Origin of the sequence: Mesorhizobium sp. YR577 (assembly GCF_900116595.1) — a bacterium.
Classification (GTDB): Bacteria; Pseudomonadota; Alphaproteobacteria; order Rhizobiales; family Rhizobiaceae; genus Mesorhizobium_M.
In genome coordinates this window covers 1-17194 of record NZ_FPBI01000009.1, presented here as the reverse complement: position 1 = coordinate 17194, position 17194 = coordinate 1, and the positions used below count along the sequence as shown (strand labels likewise).

15 protein-coding genes and 1 tRNA gene are annotated in these 17194 nt (G+C 61.8%); 8 read left to right on the top strand and 8 right to left on the bottom strand.

Annotated features, from left to right (window positions below):
- Window positions 1-249 precede the first annotated feature (249 nt).
- Window positions 250-3741 carry a hybrid sensor histidine kinase/response regulator gene (locus BM413_RS14305; protein ID WP_091914126.1) on the top strand — a complete coding sequence of 1164 codons (3492 nt, stop codon included), beginning with the start codon at window positions 250-252 and terminating at the stop codon, window positions 3739-3741.
- A gap of 9 nt (window positions 3742-3750) precedes the next feature.
- Here the strand turns inward: BM413_RS14305 and BM413_RS14300 are convergent, their stop codons facing one another.
- Complete coding sequence (locus tag BM413_RS14300) at window positions 3751-4407, bottom strand: response regulator transcription factor (RefSeq protein ID WP_091914124.1); 657 nt, start codon at window positions 4405-4407, stop codon at window positions 3751-3753.
- Window positions 4408-4564: 157 nt separating this feature from the next.
- Entirely contained in the window at window positions 4565-5008 is a 444-nt protein-coding gene (locus BM413_RS14295) for a hypothetical protein (RefSeq protein WP_091914122.1), read from the bottom strand.
- A gap of 114 nt (window positions 5009-5122) precedes the next feature.
- On the opposite strand from BM413_RS14295, the gene BM413_RS14290 reads away from it, so the two are divergent.
- Window positions 5123-5473, top strand: a complete 351-nt coding sequence (locus BM413_RS14290) for a DUF952 domain-containing protein (protein WP_175544330.1) — start codon at window positions 5123-5125, stop codon at window positions 5471-5473.
- A complete protein-coding gene (locus BM413_RS14285) occupies window positions 5470-6561 on the top strand; it encodes a quinone-dependent dihydroorotate dehydrogenase (protein ID WP_091914118.1) in 1092 nt (363 codons plus the stop codon). Before BM413_RS14290 ends, BM413_RS14285 begins: the two co-directional genes overlap by 4 nt.
- 63 nt (window positions 6562-6624) lie before the next feature.
- Here the strand turns inward: BM413_RS14285 and BM413_RS14280 are convergent, their stop codons facing one another.
- Window positions 6625-7965 carry an MATE family efflux transporter gene (locus BM413_RS14280; protein WP_091914116.1) on the bottom strand — a complete coding sequence of 447 codons (1341 nt, stop codon included), beginning with the start codon at window positions 7963-7965 and terminating at the stop codon, window positions 6625-6627.
- A gap of 151 nt (window positions 7966-8116) precedes the next feature.
- Between BM413_RS14280 and BM413_RS14275 the strand changes: the two genes are divergently transcribed.
- On the top strand, window positions 8117-9034 hold the full coding sequence (locus tag BM413_RS14275; protein WP_091914563.1) for a histone deacetylase family protein: 918 nt from the start codon (window positions 8117-8119) through the stop codon (window positions 9032-9034).
- Here BM413_RS14275 and BM413_RS14270 read toward each other — a convergent pair.
- On the bottom strand, window positions 9022-9285 hold the full coding sequence (locus BM413_RS14270) for a DUF6460 domain-containing protein (protein ID WP_091914114.1): 264 nt from the start codon (window positions 9283-9285) through the stop codon (window positions 9022-9024). The two genes, BM413_RS14275 and BM413_RS14270, sit on opposite strands and share 13 nt — an antisense overlap.
- A 138-nt stretch (window positions 9286-9423) precedes the next feature.
- Here BM413_RS14270 and BM413_RS14265 point away from each other — a divergent pair.
- Window positions 9424-9497, top strand: a tRNA-Gly gene (locus BM413_RS14265).
- A gap of 166 nt (window positions 9498-9663) precedes the next feature.
- On the opposite strand, the gene BM413_RS14260 is transcribed toward BM413_RS14265, so the two are convergent.
- The 3 genes from BM413_RS14260 to BM413_RS14250 form a co-directional block, all read right to left on the bottom strand.
- On the bottom strand, window positions 9664-11535 hold the full coding sequence (locus tag BM413_RS14260) for a polysaccharide biosynthesis protein (protein WP_091914112.1): 1872 nt from the start codon (window positions 11533-11535) through the stop codon (window positions 9664-9666).
- Window positions 11525-12484: an MraY family glycosyltransferase gene (locus BM413_RS14255; protein WP_139238585.1), complete on the bottom strand. Its 960-nt coding sequence runs from the start codon at window positions 12482-12484 to the stop codon at window positions 11525-11527. The genes BM413_RS14260 and BM413_RS14255 overlap by 11 nt, the downstream gene beginning before the upstream one ends.
- A gap of 169 nt (window positions 12485-12653) precedes the next feature.
- Window positions 12654-13616 carry an NAD-dependent epimerase/dehydratase family protein gene (locus tag BM413_RS14250; RefSeq protein ID WP_091914561.1) on the bottom strand — a complete coding sequence of 321 codons (963 nt, stop codon included), beginning with the start codon at window positions 13614-13616 and terminating at the stop codon, window positions 12654-12656.
- Between the two features lie 211 nt (window positions 13617-13827).
- Here BM413_RS14250 and BM413_RS14245 point away from each other — a divergent pair, with 211 nt between their 5' ends.
- On the top strand, window positions 13828-14991 hold the full coding sequence (locus tag BM413_RS14245; RefSeq protein ID WP_175544327.1) for a glycosyltransferase family 4 protein: 1164 nt from the start codon (window positions 13828-13830) through the stop codon (window positions 14989-14991).
- Here the strand turns inward: BM413_RS14245 and galE are convergent.
- Window positions 14988-15974 carry a UDP-glucose 4-epimerase GalE gene (gene galE, locus BM413_RS14240; RefSeq protein ID WP_091914106.1) on the bottom strand — a complete coding sequence of 329 codons (987 nt, stop codon included), beginning with the start codon at window positions 15972-15974 and terminating at the stop codon, window positions 14988-14990. The genes BM413_RS14245 and galE overlap by 4 nt on opposite strands.
- Before the next feature lie 187 nt (window positions 15975-16161).
- On the opposite strand from galE, the gene BM413_RS14235 reads away from it, so the two are divergent.
- Both BM413_RS14235 and BM413_RS33605 read left to right on the top strand, forming a co-directional pair.
- The gene (locus tag BM413_RS14235) at window positions 16162-17022 is read left to right on the top strand and encodes a glycosyltransferase family 2 protein (protein WP_175544326.1); all 861 of its coding nucleotides are present in this window, start codon (window positions 16162-16164) and stop codon (window positions 17020-17022) included.
- Window positions 17023-17084: 62 nt separating this feature from the next.
- On the top strand, window positions 17085-17194 hold a 110-nt coding region (locus BM413_RS33605), incomplete at its 3' end, for an NAD-dependent epimerase/dehydratase family protein (protein ID WP_139238584.1).

The following is a 17194-nucleotide window of genomic DNA, read 5'->3' as shown; positions in this document are numbered from 1 at the left end:
CGGGCACTCTGATTTGTCCGCCTCTTCGACTCCGGCCGGTGCGGCATCATAACAAAAACCATAGATTGCAAAACGTTTAAAATTGCACCGATGCGCGATCCGCACCGCAAAATGGGCCGGGATCAAAAACCCGGTCGGCAAGGTCTTGCACAACCAATTGTCTAGGGTTCTCGAATGGACAAGCCAGCGCGGCTGTGATTGCCTTCGTTCTATTGCCGAGATCGCTTGGCGTGGGAGGTTGGTTCAGGCGTGCAGGGCTGGGTCGTCGTCATCATCGCAGTTGCCTATGTGACGCTGCTTTTCGCGATTGCAAGCCTGGGCGACAGGCAGGCCGCGAAGCGCGAACCGGGCCGCCCGCGCCCATTTATCTACGCGCTCAGCCTCGCCATCTATTGCACATCATGGACCTTCTTCGGATCGGTCGGGCTCGCCTCCGAAAAGGGCATAGAGTTCCTCGCCATCTATATCGGCCCGGTGCTGGTCTTCGTCTTCTGCTTTCCGCTGCTCAAACGCATCGTCAAGCTGGCGAAAGCCGAGAAGATCACCTCGATCGCCGATTTTCTCGGCGCCCGCTACGGCAAGAGCTTTGCCGTGGCACTCATCGCAACGCTGATCGCCATCGTCGGCGCGATCCCTTACATCGCCCTTCAGCTCAAGGCGATCTCAGGGTCGGTCAGCCTGATGGTCGAGCATTACAATGGCTCGCCGCCGTCCTTCGACCCGTTCGTCAGCGACATCTCGTTGATCGTCGCCATGCTGCTCGCGCTCTTTGCGGTCCTGTTCGGCACGCGGCACGCCGACGCGACGGAACACCAGGATGGGCTGGTGCTGGCGGTCGCGGTGGAGTCGGTGGTCAAGCTCGCTGCCTTCCTTGCCGTCGGCCTGATGGTGATGTTCGTGCTTTTCGACGGTCCGGGCGAGATGCTCGACGCCTTCGCCGCCAATGCCGAGGTACAGCACGCCATGGGCTACACGACCTCGCTTGGAACCTGGCTGGTCTCGACGATCATCAGCGGCTTCGCCATCATCATGCTGCCGCGCCAGTTCTATGTGATGATCGTCGAGAACCGCAGCGAGGCCGAGCTGCGCACGGCAACCTGGGTGTTTCCGCTCTATCTGGTGCTGATCAACCTGTTCGTCCTGCCGATCGCATTTGCCGGTCTTGCCATGGTCGGCCCGCAGACAAGCAGCGATCTCTACGTGCTTTCCGTGCCTCTCCTGAGCGGGCAGGACCTGCTGGCGATGGCGGCCTTCATCGGTGGGCTGTCGGCGGCCACCGCCATGGTGATCGTGGCCAGCGTCGCGCTGTCGATCATGATCTCCAACGACCTGATCATTCCGCTGTTCGTGCGGCGCGTGCTCAAGACGGAGGCCAGCGAGAACGAGGACTGGTCGAGCCTGATCCTCAACATCCGCCGCGCATCGATCTTCATCATCCTGTTCGTGGCCTTCCTCTATTACCGCGAGAGCACCAACAATGCGCGGCTGGCCTCGATCGGGTTGATGTCGTTTGCGGCAATCGCCCAGTTCGCGCCGTCCTTCTTCGGCGGACTAATCTGGCGCGGCGCCAATGGCCGGGGTGCTGCCCTCGGCATGTCCGCCGGCATCCTCGTATGGGCCTATACGCTGCTGTTTCCGTCACTTGCCGCACCAGATACGCAAATCCTGACCGACGGCCTGTTCGGCATCGAGGCGCTGCGGCCGCAGGCGCTGTTTGGCACCGTTGCCGAGCCGCTGAACCATGGCGTGATGTGGAGCCTCGCAATCAACACGCTCTGCTTTATCCTCGGTTCGCTCTCGCGCGCCTCGGTGCCGCTGGAGCGGATACAGGCGGCGATCTTCGTGCCGCGCGACACGAGCCCCATGCCGAGCCTGCGCCGTTTCCGCACCGCCATCACCGTCAACGACCTCAAGGACACGATCTCGCGCTATCTCGGCGTCGAGCGCACCGAGCGGTCGTTCCAGACCTTCGAGCAGATCGACGGGATCAAGCTCAACGGCAACGAGCAGGCCAGCATGGAGGTGGTGCGCTTTTCCGAGCAGCTTCTGGCCAGCGCCGTCGGCTCGTCTTCGGCGCGGCTGATCCTGTCGCTGCTGTTCAAGCGCAACGACAGCGCCTCCAAGGACGCCTTCCGCCTGCTGGACGACGCGACCGAAGCCCTGCAGCACAATCGCGACCTGCTCCAGATCGCGCTCGACCAGATGGAACAGGGCATCACCGTCTTCGACAAGGATTTCCGTCTGACCTGCTGGAACAGGCAGTATCGCGCCCTGTTCAACCTGCCCGACGACATGGGCCAGGTCGGCGTCTCGCTCGACCAGATCCTGCGCTTTCTGGCGGCACGCGGCGACATCCCTCACGAGGCGCGGCTTTCGACGCTCAACCGGCTGACGGACTTCGACAGCGCCTGGCAGATCGAACTGAAGACCAGCGGGCGGATCATCGAACTGCGCTCCAACCCGATGCCGGACGGCGGCATCGTCGCGACCTATGCCGATATTTCGGCCCGGGTCGCTGCCGATCTGGCGCTCAAGCGCGCCAATGAATCGCTGGAACAGCGCGTGAAGAGCCGCACCGCCGAACTGACGCTGGTCAACGAAGAGCTCGCCCAGGCGCAGATGCTGGCCGAGGAGGCCAATCTCGGCAAGACGCGCTTCCTGGCGGCTGCGGGTCACGACATCCTGCAACCGCTCAACGCCGCACGGCTCTACTGCTCGTCACTGCTGGAGCGTGCAGGCAAGGGTGCCGTCGGAGATGCGGCGACGAATATCGAATCCTCGCTGGAGTCCGTCGAAACGATCCTCGGCGCGGTGCTCGACATATCGCGGCTCGACGCGGGCGCGATGAAACCCGCCGAAACCGTCTTCCGCCTTGACGGCCTGCTGCGCCAGATCGGCACCGACTTCCAGCCCATGGCGGCGGAAAAGAAGCTCGAGCTCGTCATCGTGCCGTCTTCGCTGACGGTCGAGACCGACCGCAACCTGCTGCGCCGCCTCGTCCAGAACCTCGTCTCCAATGCGATCAAATATACCCGCAGCGGCCGCGTCCTCGTTGGCGTCCGGCGGCGTGGCGAACTGGCCGAAATCCAGGTGTTCGACACCGGCATCGGCATTCCGGTCGACAAGCTGAACACCGTGTTCCGCGAATTCACCCGCCTCGACGAAGGCGCGCGCGAAGCGCAGGGGCTGGGCCTCGGCCTGTCGATCGTCGACCGCATCGCGCGGGTTCTGCGGCTGGAAATCCAGATCGATTCCGGCCGCGGCAAGGGCACGCGCTTTTCCGTCATCCTGCCGGTAACGGACGCACAGGAGACCGTGACCGAAAGCGTGGCCAGGCCGCAGCCTGCCGCCAACGCCGCCCTGAACGGGCTTTCGGTGCTGTGCGTCGACAATGACGCCCGCATTCTCGAAGGCATGCGCCTGTTGCTCGAAGGATGGGGTTGCGAGGTCAGCGCCTATTCGGGCTCCGCAGCTTTCGCGAAGAATCGCCCGGCACGGCAACCGGACATCATCCTTGCCGACTATCACCTCGACGGCGAAACCGGCCTCGACGTCATCGCCAGGCTGCGCACGGTCTACGGCAACGGCACACCGGCAGTGCTGCTGACTGCCGACCGCTCGAACGAGGTCCGCACCGCCGCCGATCTGATGGACGTGCCCGTCATCAACAAGCCGGTGAAGCCTGCGGTGCTGCGCTCGATGATGACGCGGCTGCGTCGCATGGCGCCGGCGGCTGAGTAGCTTATGCGCTTAGTTTGCCGAAAGCGGGTCGCTGCCGATCTTTGAGAGCAGGATGACCGCCTGCGTGCGGCTGTCGACGCCGAGCTTTTGCAATACGGCCGAGACATGCGCCTTGATGGTCGCTTCGGACACCGACAGTTCATATGCGATCTGCTTGTTCAGAAGCCCCTCGGCCAGCATGCCGAGCACCCGCGTCTGCTGCGGCGTCAGCGATTGCAGGCGCTTGATGAGGTCGGAAATCTCTGGGTCGCGCTCGACGCCGAGATCGATCCCGACCGGTGCGCTGATATCGCCCGACAGCACGGTCTGAACCGCCTTGCGGATATCGTCCATGCTCGCCGATTTCGAGATGAAGCCCGAAGCGCCGAGTTCCAGCGCGCGCCGGATCGTTTCGGGATCGTCATGTGCCGAGACCACGACCATCGGCACGGCGGCGTGAATGCCGCGCAGCGAGATCAGCCCGGAAAGGCCGCTGGCCCCCGGCATCGAAAGGTCGAGCAGCAGCAGGTCGATATCCTCATTGGCGGCGACGATGGCCTTGGTCGCCTCGAAATCGCCGGCCTCGAGGATGGTGGCGACGTCGGCAACGCCGGAAAGCGCCTGTTTCAGCGCGCCGCGAAACAGCGGATGATCGTCCGCGATGACGAACTTGTAGCCTGACGGCAAATGTCCCTCCCGAAATCTCGCTTATTGTTGTTGTATGGCACGAGATCAAGCAACCCAATTATGCGGGGATATACAGGCATTTCAAGCGGCAAGCGCCCGTTTTTGAAGCTCGAGAGCCCGCATCCTCGCAATACGCGCATGAAATCGGCAAGCAGGGTCAGGTCTTGTTCGGATCGGAAGGCTGAACGCCGGGCGTCTTGTTGTCCTGATCCAGATCCTTGGCGATGCCCATGAAGCGGCGCATGAAGCGTTCCATGTAGCCCATCGTCTTTTCGAATTCCTCGTCCGTGGGCAGCACGGATTTCGGGTTTATCAGCGGCGATTTTTCAAGCGCGGCGACCCGCTCATCCAGCGCCTTCAGCTCCGATTGCAGGCGATCGGCCTGATCCTGATAGGCCTTGCGCTCATCGGCGGCGAGCTTGCAGACCAGTTGTCCCGCGCGTTCCTCGCAGATCGACATCTCGCCGGTCTGCGTGTCCATGCGGACATAGCCGCTTTCTGATTTCTCCAACCGGTAACGTTCGGTGTCGGCGGCCTGCGCAGCGGAGACTGCCAGCATCGCAACAGCCGCCGGGGCAATGATGGTGGTGATGAACCGCATGACTTCCTCCAATCTTAAGCAGACCCGACAGGCTGCACTTCGTTTGCGCCGGAAATGGGGAGTAAACGGTTTGCCCGTCTTTCCCGTTCCGCGCTTTCGGACTATAGGGCGCGCATGCAACAAACCATTTACAAGATATGTCCTGAAGCGCTGTGGCGCGAGGCCGAAAAAACAGGCGTCTTCACCGGCGCGCCGATCGACCTTGCCGACGGCTTCATCCATTTCTCGACCGCCGATCAGGCCGTGGAGACGGCAGCCAAGCATTTTGCCGGGCAAACCGACCTGCTGCTCATTGCCATCGACGACGCGAAGCTCGGCCCGGCGCTGAAATATGAAGTGTCGCGCGGCGGCGCATTGTTTCCGCATCTCTACGCGCCGCTCGATCTTTCAAGCGTGCTGTGGGTGAAACCGCTGCCGCTCGGCGCCGACGGCGCCCATCAATTCCCGCCGCTGGGGTCCGCATGAGCCTTTTCGATACGCTTGGCCGCAATCTGCTCTTCACGCTGGACCCGGAAGCCGCGCACGGCCTTTCCATCAAGGCGCTGAGATGCGGTTTTCCGGTTCAGGGCCGGCCTGTCTCCGACAAGCGTCTCCATGTAAGCCTTTGCGGCATCGATTTTCCCAATCCGCTCGGCATGGCCGCCGGCTATGACAAGAACGCCGAGGTGCCGGATGCGCTTCTCGGCCTCGGCTTCGGTTTCGCCGAGGTTGGAACGGTCACGCCGCTTGCGCAGTCCGGCAATCCCAAACCGCGCATTTTTCGCCTCACCCGCGACGACGCCGTCATCAACCGGCTCGGCTTCAACAATGAGGGCCATGAAGCTTGCGAAAAGCGGCTTGTGGCGCGCGCCGGGCGGCCGGGCGTCGTCGGCGTCAATATCGGCGCCAACAAGGACAGCGCCGATCGCATCGCCGACTACGAGCTCGGGGTGAAGCGCTTTGCGCGCTACGCCTCCTATCTCACCGTCAACATCTCCTCGCCCAACACGCCCGGCCTGCGCAACATGCAGGCGCGCGAAAGCCTTGCCGAATTGCTCAGCCGCGTCGTGGCGGCGCGCGATGCGGTCACCCAGAACCAGCCACGGAAAACGCCGCTGTTCCTGAAGATCGCGCCGGACCTGCACGAGGCCGACCTGGAAGACATCGCCGCCGAGGTGACGGAAAAGGCGGTCGAAGGCGTCATCATTTCCAACACGACGATCACCCGCCCTCGCCTCGCAAGCAGCGCCCATACCGGCGAGACCGGCGGCCTTTCGGGAAAGCCGCTGTTCGAACGCTCGACGATCGTGCTCGCCAAGATGCGCAGGCTGCTCGGACCGCAGGTGGCCATCATCGGCGTCGGTGGTGTCGATTCGACGGAGACCGCGCTTGAGAAAATCCGCGCGGGTGCTGATCTCGTGCAGCTTTATACCAGCATGATCTATGCGGGACCGTCGCTGCCCGGAAAGATTGTCAGGGGCATGGCGCAGTTCGCCGCATCCGAAGGCATCGCCAGCTTCCGCGATCTGCGTGATACGCGGCTGGCGCAGTGGGCCGACCGTCCGCTCGATTGATCAGGCAATAGTTTTGCGCATGTCGTCATCGCAAAACCGCTGCACAGTTTTGCGCGCCATACGTCAGACGAAGGTTGCGCGCACAGATCGCGGCATTGCCGCCAGCAGGCTCAATCCGCGCGTGATGAGAAAGACGTGGAGCGCCGCCCAAAGGCCGTGATTGCCGAAATAGGCGCCGAGCAGCAGAAGTGCTGCGACGAAGGCCGCAAACGATAAGAGCATCATGTTGCGCATGTCGCGCGACCAGGTCGCTCCGATGAAGACACCGTCCATCTGGAATGCCAGAACGCCGCTCACCGCCGTCAGTGCGGCCCAGGGCAAATAGGCCGAAGCCTCTGCGCGCACGTCTGCCGCCGTGGTGATGATGGCAACCAGCTGGTCTCCGAACAGAAGTACGATGATGGTGACGGCGCCCGCCATGGCGAAACCCCATATCAGCGTCAGCCTGACTGCCCGCTGGAACGCCGGCAGGTAGCGCGCCCCGACCGCCCTGCCCGCCAGTTGCTCGGCTGCGGTGGCAAAGCCGTCGAGAAAATAGCCCGCCACCAGGAAGAAGTGCATGAGCACTGCATTGGCGGCGAGTGTCAGCGTGCCGAGTTGCGCGCCCTGCCGCGTGAACAGCGTGAAGGCGCCCATCAGCACGAAAGAGCGGATCATGATGTCGCCGTTGAGCGCCAGCATGCGCCGCATGGCGGCGCGGCTGAAGGTGCGCCGCCACGGCATGTCCGGCATCGGATGGAAGCGGCGGAGAATGACCGCCAGGCCGACCAGCGTTGCGACGACCTCGCCACAGACCGTGCCCCAGGCAACGCCTTCGACGCCCCAGCCGAGATGAAGGCCAAACCAGATCGAAAGCACGATATTCACGCCGTTGAGCAGAAGCTGCAGCATCAGGCCACGGCTCGCCTCACCGCGCCCGAGGAAGTAGCCAAGGATGGCGTAGTTCAGCAGCGAAGCCGGGGCCGACAGCAGGCGTATGCGTATGTATGTGTCCATCGCTTGCGTGACGCGCGGCTCCGCCCCCATGAACCATTCGCCGGCGGAAGCGATAAGCGGCGCAAGCAGGATCAGCGCGACGCCAGCAATCACGGCGATGGCCGCCGCCCGCCAGAAGACCGCCCGTTGTTCCAGCGAATCATCGCGTCCGAACGCTTGCGCAACCAGGCCGGTCGTGCCCGAGCGCAGGAAATTGAAGGTGGTGAAGACGACGTCGAAAATGATCGCGCCGGCAGCAAGTCCGCCGAGCAGGGCGGCATCGCCGAACTGTCCGACGACCGCCGTATCGACGAGGCCCAGCAGCGGCGTGGTCAGATAGGCGAGCATCATCGGAATGGCGATCGTCAGCACGAGGCGGTTGTTGACGTCGAAAGCCCTCGGGCTGGTCGCCAATGATACCTGATCCATTCCGGGTCTTTCGCTGCTGGCCTGATGCTGGCGCTGAACGCGATCTGAAACATTCCGCACCACCGGCGCAAGCGGCTGATGTCAGGAGACTTTTGATGCAGGAGCGATATTGCCGCTTCCTTTCTGCTGGATCGCATTGCAAGAAACGACGATGCCGCTCCAGATCGTTCATCATCCCGACTACGACGCCGGGTTCCCCTCGACCCACCGCTTCCCGATGGGCAAATACCGCCTGCTCATGGAAGAACTGGTCGGGCGGGGCCTTGCATCAAACGGCAATCTGCACCTCACCGAACCCGCACCTGCGGAGTGGCTGAAGCTGGCGCATGACGGCGTCTATGTGGATCAGGTGATCGCCTGTGCCGTGCCCGCGCAAATTGAGCGCGACATCGGCTTTCCCATCGGCGAGCGCGTGTCGCGCCGCGCCCAGCTTGCCGCTGGCGGTACGGTTCTGGCGGCGCGGCTGGCGCTGGAGCACGGCATCGCCTGCAACACCGCCGGCGGCAGCCATCACGCCCGCCGCGCCCAGGGCGCCGGCTTCTGCACCTTCAACGACGTGGCGGTCGCGTCCCTGGTGCTGCTTTCGGAAGGGCTGGCGGCCAACATCCTCGTCGTCGATCTCGACGTGCACCAGGGCGATGGCACGGCCGACATTTTGCAGCCGGAGCCGCGCGTCTTCACCTTTTCGATGCATGGCGAGCGCAACTATCCCAACCAGAAGATCGCCTCCGATCTCGATGTCGCGCTGCCGGACGGCACGGGTGACGACGCCTATCTCGAAACGCTTCGGGAGGTGCTGCCGGCGCTGTCGGAAAAGGCGGATTGGGATCTCGTCTTCTACAATGCCGGTGTCGACCCGCACGCCGATGACCGCCTTGGGCGGCTTGCGCTGACCGATAACGGCCTACGCCAGCGCGACCTGACGGTGATCGGCCATTTCCGTGAGCGCGGGATTCCGGTCTGCGGGGTTATCGGCGGCGGTTATTCCAAGGATGTGCCGGCACTTGCTGCCCGCCACGCCATACTCTTCGAAGTAGCCTCAGGCTTTGCCGGACATCACTTGCGGTAGCTGAAAAGCCGCAGCAGGAGGAAGGCCGGAATGACGATCGCTGCGCCCAGGATGAAGTAACCGACGAAGCGGTCGATCGCCCGGAAGCCCATGTTCCACAGCTGCAGGATCGAATCGCGTATCTGGTAGAACACGTCATAAGGCGACCAGCCGAAGAAGCTCATGACGATGCCGACCAGGAACGAAACCACGACGAGCTTGAGAAAAACCCGTAGCGGGCTGTCTCCAAGAAAGCGCGTAAGTCCGGACACTGTGGTTCTCCTGCGATTCGCTTTCGCGTTGCCGTCCTGCCGAAATACGCACTTGTTGCGTGGCGTTCAAGGCGAATGCCTGTCAGGCCTCGTTTAGCGATTGCCGATTGGCTCTTCACCGTGATATCGAAGCCATATGCGGGTATGATGTAATGGTAGCTTGTCAGCTTCCCAAGCTGAACGCGAGGGTTCGATTCCCTCTACCCGCTCCAGCCTCTTCACAGCGCGGCCTTTTAGAGACCGCTTGATAATTCGCCCTGTCGAGGCATATGGCGTGGTTTTCGAGAACCCGAGGGGAGCGTACATAAAGTACGTGAGCACCGGAAGCGCAGAAAACTGCGTCAGATGGCCGGCAGGCTAGAATTAGCGAGCAGTCTCTCAAGGCTTGATGAAATCGAACAATATGCTGCGTGCCGCGGCCTCGTCATTGGCGTCGACGGCCGCCTTGAGTTTCTCCAAAGCAGCGGGCACATCGCGATCTTCCATGCTGGAGCGCTTGGCCCGCATGATTTTCGGATGAAGGGTCGGCAGGGCCGTCGCTTCATCATAGAAGAGTTCCTCGAACATTTTTTCTCCGGGCCGCGCACCCGTAATGATGATCTCGATGTCGCCTTCCGGGTGCTGCTGGTCCCGTACCGAAAATCCGGCCAGCCGGATCATGTTCTCCGCCAGTTCCTGAATGCGCACCGGCGTTCCCATCTCAAGCAGGAACACGTCGCCGCCTTCCGACAGCGCCGCCGCCTGCACGATCAATTCCGCTGCCTCGTAGATCGACATGAAATAGCGCGTCATGCGCGTGTCGGTCACCGTGACCGGACCGCCTGCCGCGATCTGCTCCTTGAAAACCGGCACGACCGAGCCGTTCGAACCAAGCACATTGCCGAAGCGCACCGCACAAAAGCGGGTGCCCTCGCCTCGTTCGTGGAAAGCCAATGACTGCTCCCGCAGGATCAATTCCGCCCAGCGCTTTGTCGCGCCCATGACGTTGGTCGGGCGCACGGCCTTGTCGCTGGAAATCAGCACGAAATTCTTCACGCCGTTGTCGACTGCGGCCTGCGTCACCGTCATCGTGCCGAAGACATTGTTCCTGATGCCTTCGATCGCATTGGCCTCGACCAGCGGCACATGCTTGTGCGCCGCTGCGTGAAAGATGACCTCGACATCGTTGTTCCTGATCGCGCGCCCGATGCTTACTTCATCGGTGACGGAGGCAAGGACCGGCACGATGGGGCAGGAAGTCTTTCGGGTAAGTTCCTGATCGATGCGATAGAGCGCAAACTCGTTTGCTTCGTAAAGAACCAGCTTGGCAGGCGCCCAGCGCACGATGAGGCGGCACAGTTCCGATCCGATCGATCCGCCCGCACCGGTAACGAGGATGTTTTTCCCCTCGATCATATTACGGAGCAGGCGGGCGTCGGCGGGCACCGACGAGCGGCCCAGAAGCTCATCGATATCGATCTCGCGGATCTGGTTGACCAGATACTTGCCCGCGACAAGATCGGTGATCGGCGGCAGGGTGCGGATGCGGAGCGGATACTGGCTGAGGTTGGCGACAATGGCCTGCCGGCGGGCCACGCTGATCGACGGCATGGACAGGACCACTTCCTTGATCCCGTTATTGTCGATCAGCGTCTGGATCTGGTTGGGCGAAAAGACACGGATGCCGGCTACATCCCTGCCTCTCAGGGAAGAATTGTCATCGAGAAATCCGGCAATGATGATCGTACCCTGGCTGAGCAGGCTTGTGGCCAGCTGCGATCCTGCATTGCCGGCGCCATAGATGAGTATCTGACTATTCAGGGGAGCCTTGTTGCCCGACGGAGCCAGAAGCAACCGCTTGGCCGCAAACCGGGTTCCGCCGATCGCGAACGTCCCGAGTATCCAGTAAATCAGCGGAACCGAGCGTGGAACGACAGCGCTGCCTGCCATTTCGGTAACGAAAATCACGAAGACCCAGGCAAGTGCTGCCAGCGTCATGGCTTGCAGAACGGTCCATATCGCCCGTTCGGGCAGGTATCTGATCACCGCACGATAGAGGCCGATGCGTATGAAGATCGGCACGGCCAGCACAGGCGCTACGAGCATGATCATGATCTGCTCGCTGCCGCTCGGCACGAACAGGCGGTTCAGTCTCAGCGAGTAGCTCGCCCACAGAACGAACAGAAGCACGACGATATCGAATGCAATCAGGATGCCGCGCTTGGCCCGGCGCGGCAAGATACTGATCGTCGTGCGGAGTCTACTTACCATCTTCAGAACGTCCCGCTCCGGCAAAACATGCCGAAATCCCCAAACCCAGATAGGCGACAGCTACCAGCAGCCAGGCTTCCTGCGGCCGGCTGTTTGCCGCGAAGGCCAGCGGCACCACAAATAACAGATTCACCCCCGTGTAAATCAGCGTTGCCGAGCGGTGCGATGCAAGGCGACGCGCCAGATGCTGATAGGCATGCTGGCGATGGCCGGCCCACCAGCGTTCACGGTTGAGGATACGCCTCAGAAGCGTGACCGTGGCATCGCAGACAAAAGCTGCCGCCAGCACCGCCCATGTCTGATAGGATAGCCAGCCCGCCGAGATCGACAGCAGCGCCAGCGCGAAAATCATGAAGGCGAGATAGTTGCTGCCGGCATCGCCCATGAAGATGCGGGCCGGTGGAAAGTTCATGCCCAGAAAGCCTGCGGTCGCAGCCGCCACGGCCAGCATCCACCACCACACCGGGCCGGCCGGAATGCCGGTCAAATGTGGTGAGCACAGAACGGCGGCCGCCAGCAGCATGACAATTCCCTGCATGCCCGCCAATCCGTCGATGCCGTCCATGAAATTGAAGAGATTGATCCACCACAGGCCGACGAAAGCTATGGCGGCCAGCAGCGACCAGCCGGAAATCGTCAATCCGAAGACTTCAATCGCAGGAAGCGGTGCCATGGTCGCAATCAGAATGCAGATCAGCAGCATCTGGATCGGAAACCGCAATGCCGATCGCAGGCTGACAATATCGTCGAGCAGGCCAAGCATGGCGAATGCCAGCGAAAGCAGCAGAATGGTCCAGAGCGGAGAGCCGGATTGCCATGCCACCCAAACGCCGAAGATGGACGCGGTCAGGGCGATGCCGACGCCACCGCCGGTCGGCGTGGGACGAACATGCGAGGATCGTTCGTTCGGTGCCTGCACAAGGCGAAGTTGGACTGCATTACGCCTCACGAAAGCCGTAGCAGCCCATGCCGCTACTCCGCAAAGCACGACGAACAATATCAAATCATCTTGTCCCGGTTACCCTCGACTGACCTCGTAATGCTGGCGGCGCTGGAAGTCCAGATTGTTTACCGACAAGGCACAGGAGAGATGATCGAACATCTTTGTTCGCAGATTCTTAAAGCCTTTGTTCCCGCCGATAGTATTCGACTGTCTGACGCAGTCCTTCGTCAACGCTCACCGGCGGTGTCCAGCCAAGCAGGCGTCGCGTCTCCTCCACGTCCATGCGCAGCGAGCCGCACAGCCTGCGGGCTATTTCGCCCTTGCCAAGGAGACCCGCCAGAGCAGAAAGCAGGCGCGGCGGCACGGAGATCAGACGGCTTGACCGGCCCATGATTGCATAGAGGCGGCGCAGAAGGTCGGAGGTCGAAAGGTCTTCGCCGTCTCCGGCGAGGATCACCTTTCCGGCTGCATCCGGATGTTGCGTGCACAGCAGGACAAGGTCGACGAGATTGGGCAGCGCCACCAGCGTGCGCCGATTGTTCACCGCGCCAAGCGGCAGCGGCACGCCGCGATCGACCCATCGCATCATGCTCAGGAAATTCGCCTTCACGCCCGGGCCATAGACCAGCGGTGGACGGATGATCACGATTTCCATTCCCTGTCGCGCACCCAGCTCGACAAGCCCGGTTTCGGCCTCCAGTTTGGAGATCGCATAGGGGTCGGAAGGTTGGGGACTGTCTGATGCCCGAAATGCCTGTCCGGGCGCGGTTTCCTCGCCATTGACCTTGATGGTGCTGAGGAACACGAAGCGCTTGACGCCTGCCGCAGCAGCCTGCCGGGCCAGTGCCAGCGTGCCTTCGACATTGACGCGCCGGTACTCAGTGAGTGGATCACCGGAGAGATCGTTCAAAACATGAACCCGCGCCGCCGCATGGATGACGACGTCGAGACCCTGCAGAAAGGATGACCAATCGGTTTCGCGAGAAAGATCGCCGACCGTGACCGGCCGGACTTGCGGCGGTAGGCGCGAGGGAATCGATCCACGATACGCTGCCGAACAGGAATTCTTCGTCTCAGCGATTTGCCTGACCAAAGCCCGGCCGACAAAACCCGACGCGCCCGTGACACCAATATTCACGGGAACAACAGACGGCTTTTCTTCTGACGACGGCATCGACATCCGGCCCCGGTTTGCGACATCGCTGCCGGTCTAGCGCAGCCATGGGGGCCATGCTAGTGCAGCGAGCCATGAAACACTTCGCGCTATGTCACGGAAAGCACTTGGATTCTGCGCCGTTTCCCCTCAGCGCGACGGGTATGGGGGCACCCAGACGAATGACTGCAAAGGCATGACGAAAGTCGTCGTCATCTGCAACGACCAGGAATATTTCCTGCGCCACCGGCTCGCCGTCGTCGAGAAGCTCGCGCAGGCGGGCGCAGAGGTGACCGTCGTCACCGGCGGGCAGGAAAAGCCCTTGCGCAAGCCGGAAGGCTGGACCTTCATCCATATGCCGATCGAACGGTTTTCGTTTCGCCCGCTAGGGGACCTGGCGATCGTCGCGCGCTCAGCACGGCTGATTGCAGCAATAAACCCCGACGCCGTGCATCTGATAACGCTCAAGCCGGCTGTCTTTTCGGGATTTGCCGCCATTCTGGCGCGGCTGGCGGGTAGAGGCCCGCGCCGCATCCTCGTCACCATTCCCGGCCTCGGCCGCCTGATGTCGCCGGGCGCGGCGTCGAGCAGCACTGCTTCCGCAGCACGCTCCATCGTGCGGCGCGCGATACGTTTCCTGTCGGATCGGCGCGGCGTCTATTTCACCTTCGAGACCTCACACGACCGCAATCTCTGGCTCTCGGACGGGCTGATCCGCAACGACAATTCCACCGTCATCAACGGGGCCGGCGTCAACCCGGAGATATTTTATCCGGTCGCCGGGAAAGCCGCTCGCCCCGGCATCAAGGTGCTGTTTGCGTCGCGGCTTTTGAAGGCGAAGGGGCTCGACGCCTTCATCGATGCGGCCAAGCAATACGCAAATCGCGCGGATATCGAGTTCATCGTGGCCGGCATGATCGAGCCCCACGATCCCGACGGCTATTACCCTGAAGAACTGCGCAAGGAGCCCGCCATTTCCTTCCTCGGCGAGGTGACGGACATGCCCGCCCTGCTGCGCGAGGTCGATCTTGTCTGCCTGCCGACGCGCTACGGCGAAGGCATCCCGCGCATCCTCATCGAAGCGGCAGCAAGCGGTATCGCCTGTCTGGCTACCGATCTGGAAGGCTGCAAGGAAATCGTCGAGGACGGCGTTTCGGGCACGCTCGTCCCGGCCTCGGAACCGGAAGCGCTTGCCAAGAACATCAGCAACGCCGTCGACGCCTATCTGCAAAATCCTGAACTGCTGCGCACACAAGGTGCTGCCGGCTACCAGCGCTTCCTGTCAGGCGGCTTCAGCGAGGAAGCGGTCGTCAGCCACTTCATCGCATTGCTGACCGGGCCGGAGACCGACCGTATCTAGGTATTACGCTTCTTCAGCATCTCTTCCCACTGGATGGCGTGGGAAACGATGGTTTCTAGGTTGTCGTATTCGGGCTTCCACTGGAATTCCGACTTTGCCAGATCGGCATTGGCGACGATCGCCACCGCATCGCCCGGGCGGCGTTCGCGGGTGCGCACTTCGAAATCATGGCCGACGACGCGCTTGACCGCATCTATGACCTCGTGAACCGAATAGCCCTGGCCGTAACCGCAATTGGCGATGATGCTTTTGCCGCCGTCGCGCAGGCGCTTGAGCGCCAGGTAATGCGCGTTCGCCAGATCACTGACATGGATGTAGTCGCGCACGCAGGTGCCGTCCGGCGTCGGATAGTCGGTGCCGTAGACTTCCATATAGTCGCGCTTGCCGGTCGCAGCTTCGGAGGCGACCTTGATCAGATGGGTAGCGCCCTTGGTCGACTGGCCCGTGCGCATCTTCGGGTCGGCGCCGGACACGTTGAAATAGCGCAGGATCGTATAATCGAGGTCATGTGCGGCGGCGGCATCACGCAGCATCAGTTCCGTCATCAGCTTGGAGGTGCCGTAGGGCGATTCGGGAGCGGCGGCCTCATTCTCGGCAACCGGAATACGCTCCGGGCTGCCATAAACGGCAGCGGTGGATGAAAAGATGAAATTCTTGACGCCCGAGCGCACGGCGCTCTCGATCAGGTCGCGAGACTTGGCTGTGTTGTTGAGATAATAGCCGAGCGGATCGGAAACTGATTCCGGCACGATGATCGAGCCGGCGAAATGGATGACGGCATCGACTTTCTTGCGCTTCATCGTCGCTTCGATCAGCGCTTGGTCGGCAATGTCGCCGACAACCAGTTCGGCCTCTGCGGGCACGGCCCAATCGAAGCCGGTGCTCAGGCGATCGACGACGACGACCTCTTCGCCCTGGTCCAGCAGTTTCCAGACCATGTGGCTGCCGATATAACCGGCTCCGCCCGTCACCATCACCGCCATGCAATATCCTTTCCATTCTCATCGACAGATTTGCCGATCTGCGTTTTAGCGATTTTTCCCATTTTTGCCAGAACAGGCCCGTTCACACTCGCAGACAGCGCCGACACACTTTAGAGGTATGAATTATCCTAAAAGCCAAGTGCATCTGAACCGACCGTATTTCATGACCGGAAAACCTGAAATCCCGATGACATTGATCATCCCGGTGCATGACCGCCAGGACGCGCTCGACTGCGCGCTGCAAAGCGTGATCGCACAAGAAGTTGTGCCGGCCGAGGTCATCGTGGTCGATGACGCCTCCGAAACACCGATGCTCATCCGGCCTGAATTCACGCGCCAATTGCGGCTGCGCCTCATTCGGCATGACAGGAACAAGGGTGCGGCGGGCGCGCGCAACACGGGTTTGGCGGCCAGCACTACCGAATGGATAACCTTTCTCGACAGCGATGACGCCCTTCTGTCCAACACGCTCGGCCGCCGCTGGGCGCTCGTGCAGGAAGACCAGCAGCAGCGCCCGAACGACACAGCCATCTATGGCTGCGGCTGGATCGATTGCGATGAAGACGGCAAATCGCTCGGCATCAGGCAGCCAAGACCGTCGCATGACCCGCTGGATTTCGCCGCCGGCTGCTGGTTCTCACCGGGCTCCTGCATCATCATGAACGGCAAGCGGGCCGTTGAAGCGGCCGGGGGACAGGACGAAACCTTGCGGCGGTTCGAGGACTGCGACTGGTTCCTGGCGCTCGCGCTGAAGGGGTTTTCCCTGCAGGTTCTTCCCGTCATCGGCGCGAACATCGAGCGCAAGCGCCAGCAAAATCCCCACCGCATAGAACAGGCAGCTGGCGCCCTCTGCCGCAAATGGGCCGAAAATGGACTCGACCGGCTTTTGATGTCGCGCTTGCGAAGCTATATGAGCCTGGAAACTGCGGCGGCACATTTTTTTGCCGGTTCGCGGGTCAAAGCCCTGCTTTGGCTCGCCCGCTCACTTATTGAATGCCCGCGTTTTTCGCTTCAACTTTCCCCGGGATGGGATAGGGAGAAAGTTTAAAGCCGGCGAGAGACGGAATAGGGTTTCCGATGCGACGGATACCCGACATGATAGGATTGACCATGACCGATCTTTATTCCCTGAAAAACAAGCGCGTCTTCGTCGCGGGCCATCGCGGCATGGTCGGATCGGCAATCGTGCGCAGGCTGAAGGACGAGGATTGCGAGATCCT

Bases quoted from the DNA above. Each gene is read 5' to 3' on its own strand.
- BM413_RS14295 (WP_091914122.1), bottom strand. From the start codon at position 5,008: ATGCGGTTCATCACCACCATCATTGCCCCGGCGGCTGTTGCGATGCTG.
- BM413_RS14290 (WP_175544330.1), top strand. From the start codon at position 5,123: ATGCAACAAACCATTTACAAGATATGTCCTGAAGCGCTGTGGCGCGAG.
- BM413_RS14285 (WP_091914118.1), top strand. From the start codon at position 5,470: ATGAGCCTTTTCGATACGCTTGGCCGCAATCTGCTCTTCACGCTGGAC.
- BM413_RS14280 (WP_091914116.1), bottom strand. From the start codon at position 7,965: ATGGATCAGGTATCATTGGCGACCAGCCCGAGGGCTTTCGACGTCAAC.
- BM413_RS14275 (WP_091914563.1), top strand. From the start codon at position 8,117: ATGCCGCTCCAGATCGTTCATCATCCCGACTACGACGCCGGGTTCCCC.
- BM413_RS14260 (WP_091914112.1), bottom strand. From the start codon at position 11,535: ATGGTAAGTAGACTCCGCACGACGATCAGTATCTTGCCGCGCCGGGCC.
- BM413_RS14245 (WP_175544327.1), top strand. From the start codon at position 13,828: ATGACGAAAGTCGTCGTCATCTGCAACGACCAGGAATATTTCCTGCGC.
- galE (WP_091914106.1), bottom strand. From the start codon at position 15,974: ATGGCGGTGATGGTGACGGGCGGAGCCGGTTATATCGGCAGCCACATG.
- BM413_RS14235 (WP_175544326.1), top strand. From the start codon at position 16,162: ATGACATTGATCATCCCGGTGCATGACCGCCAGGACGCGCTCGACTGC.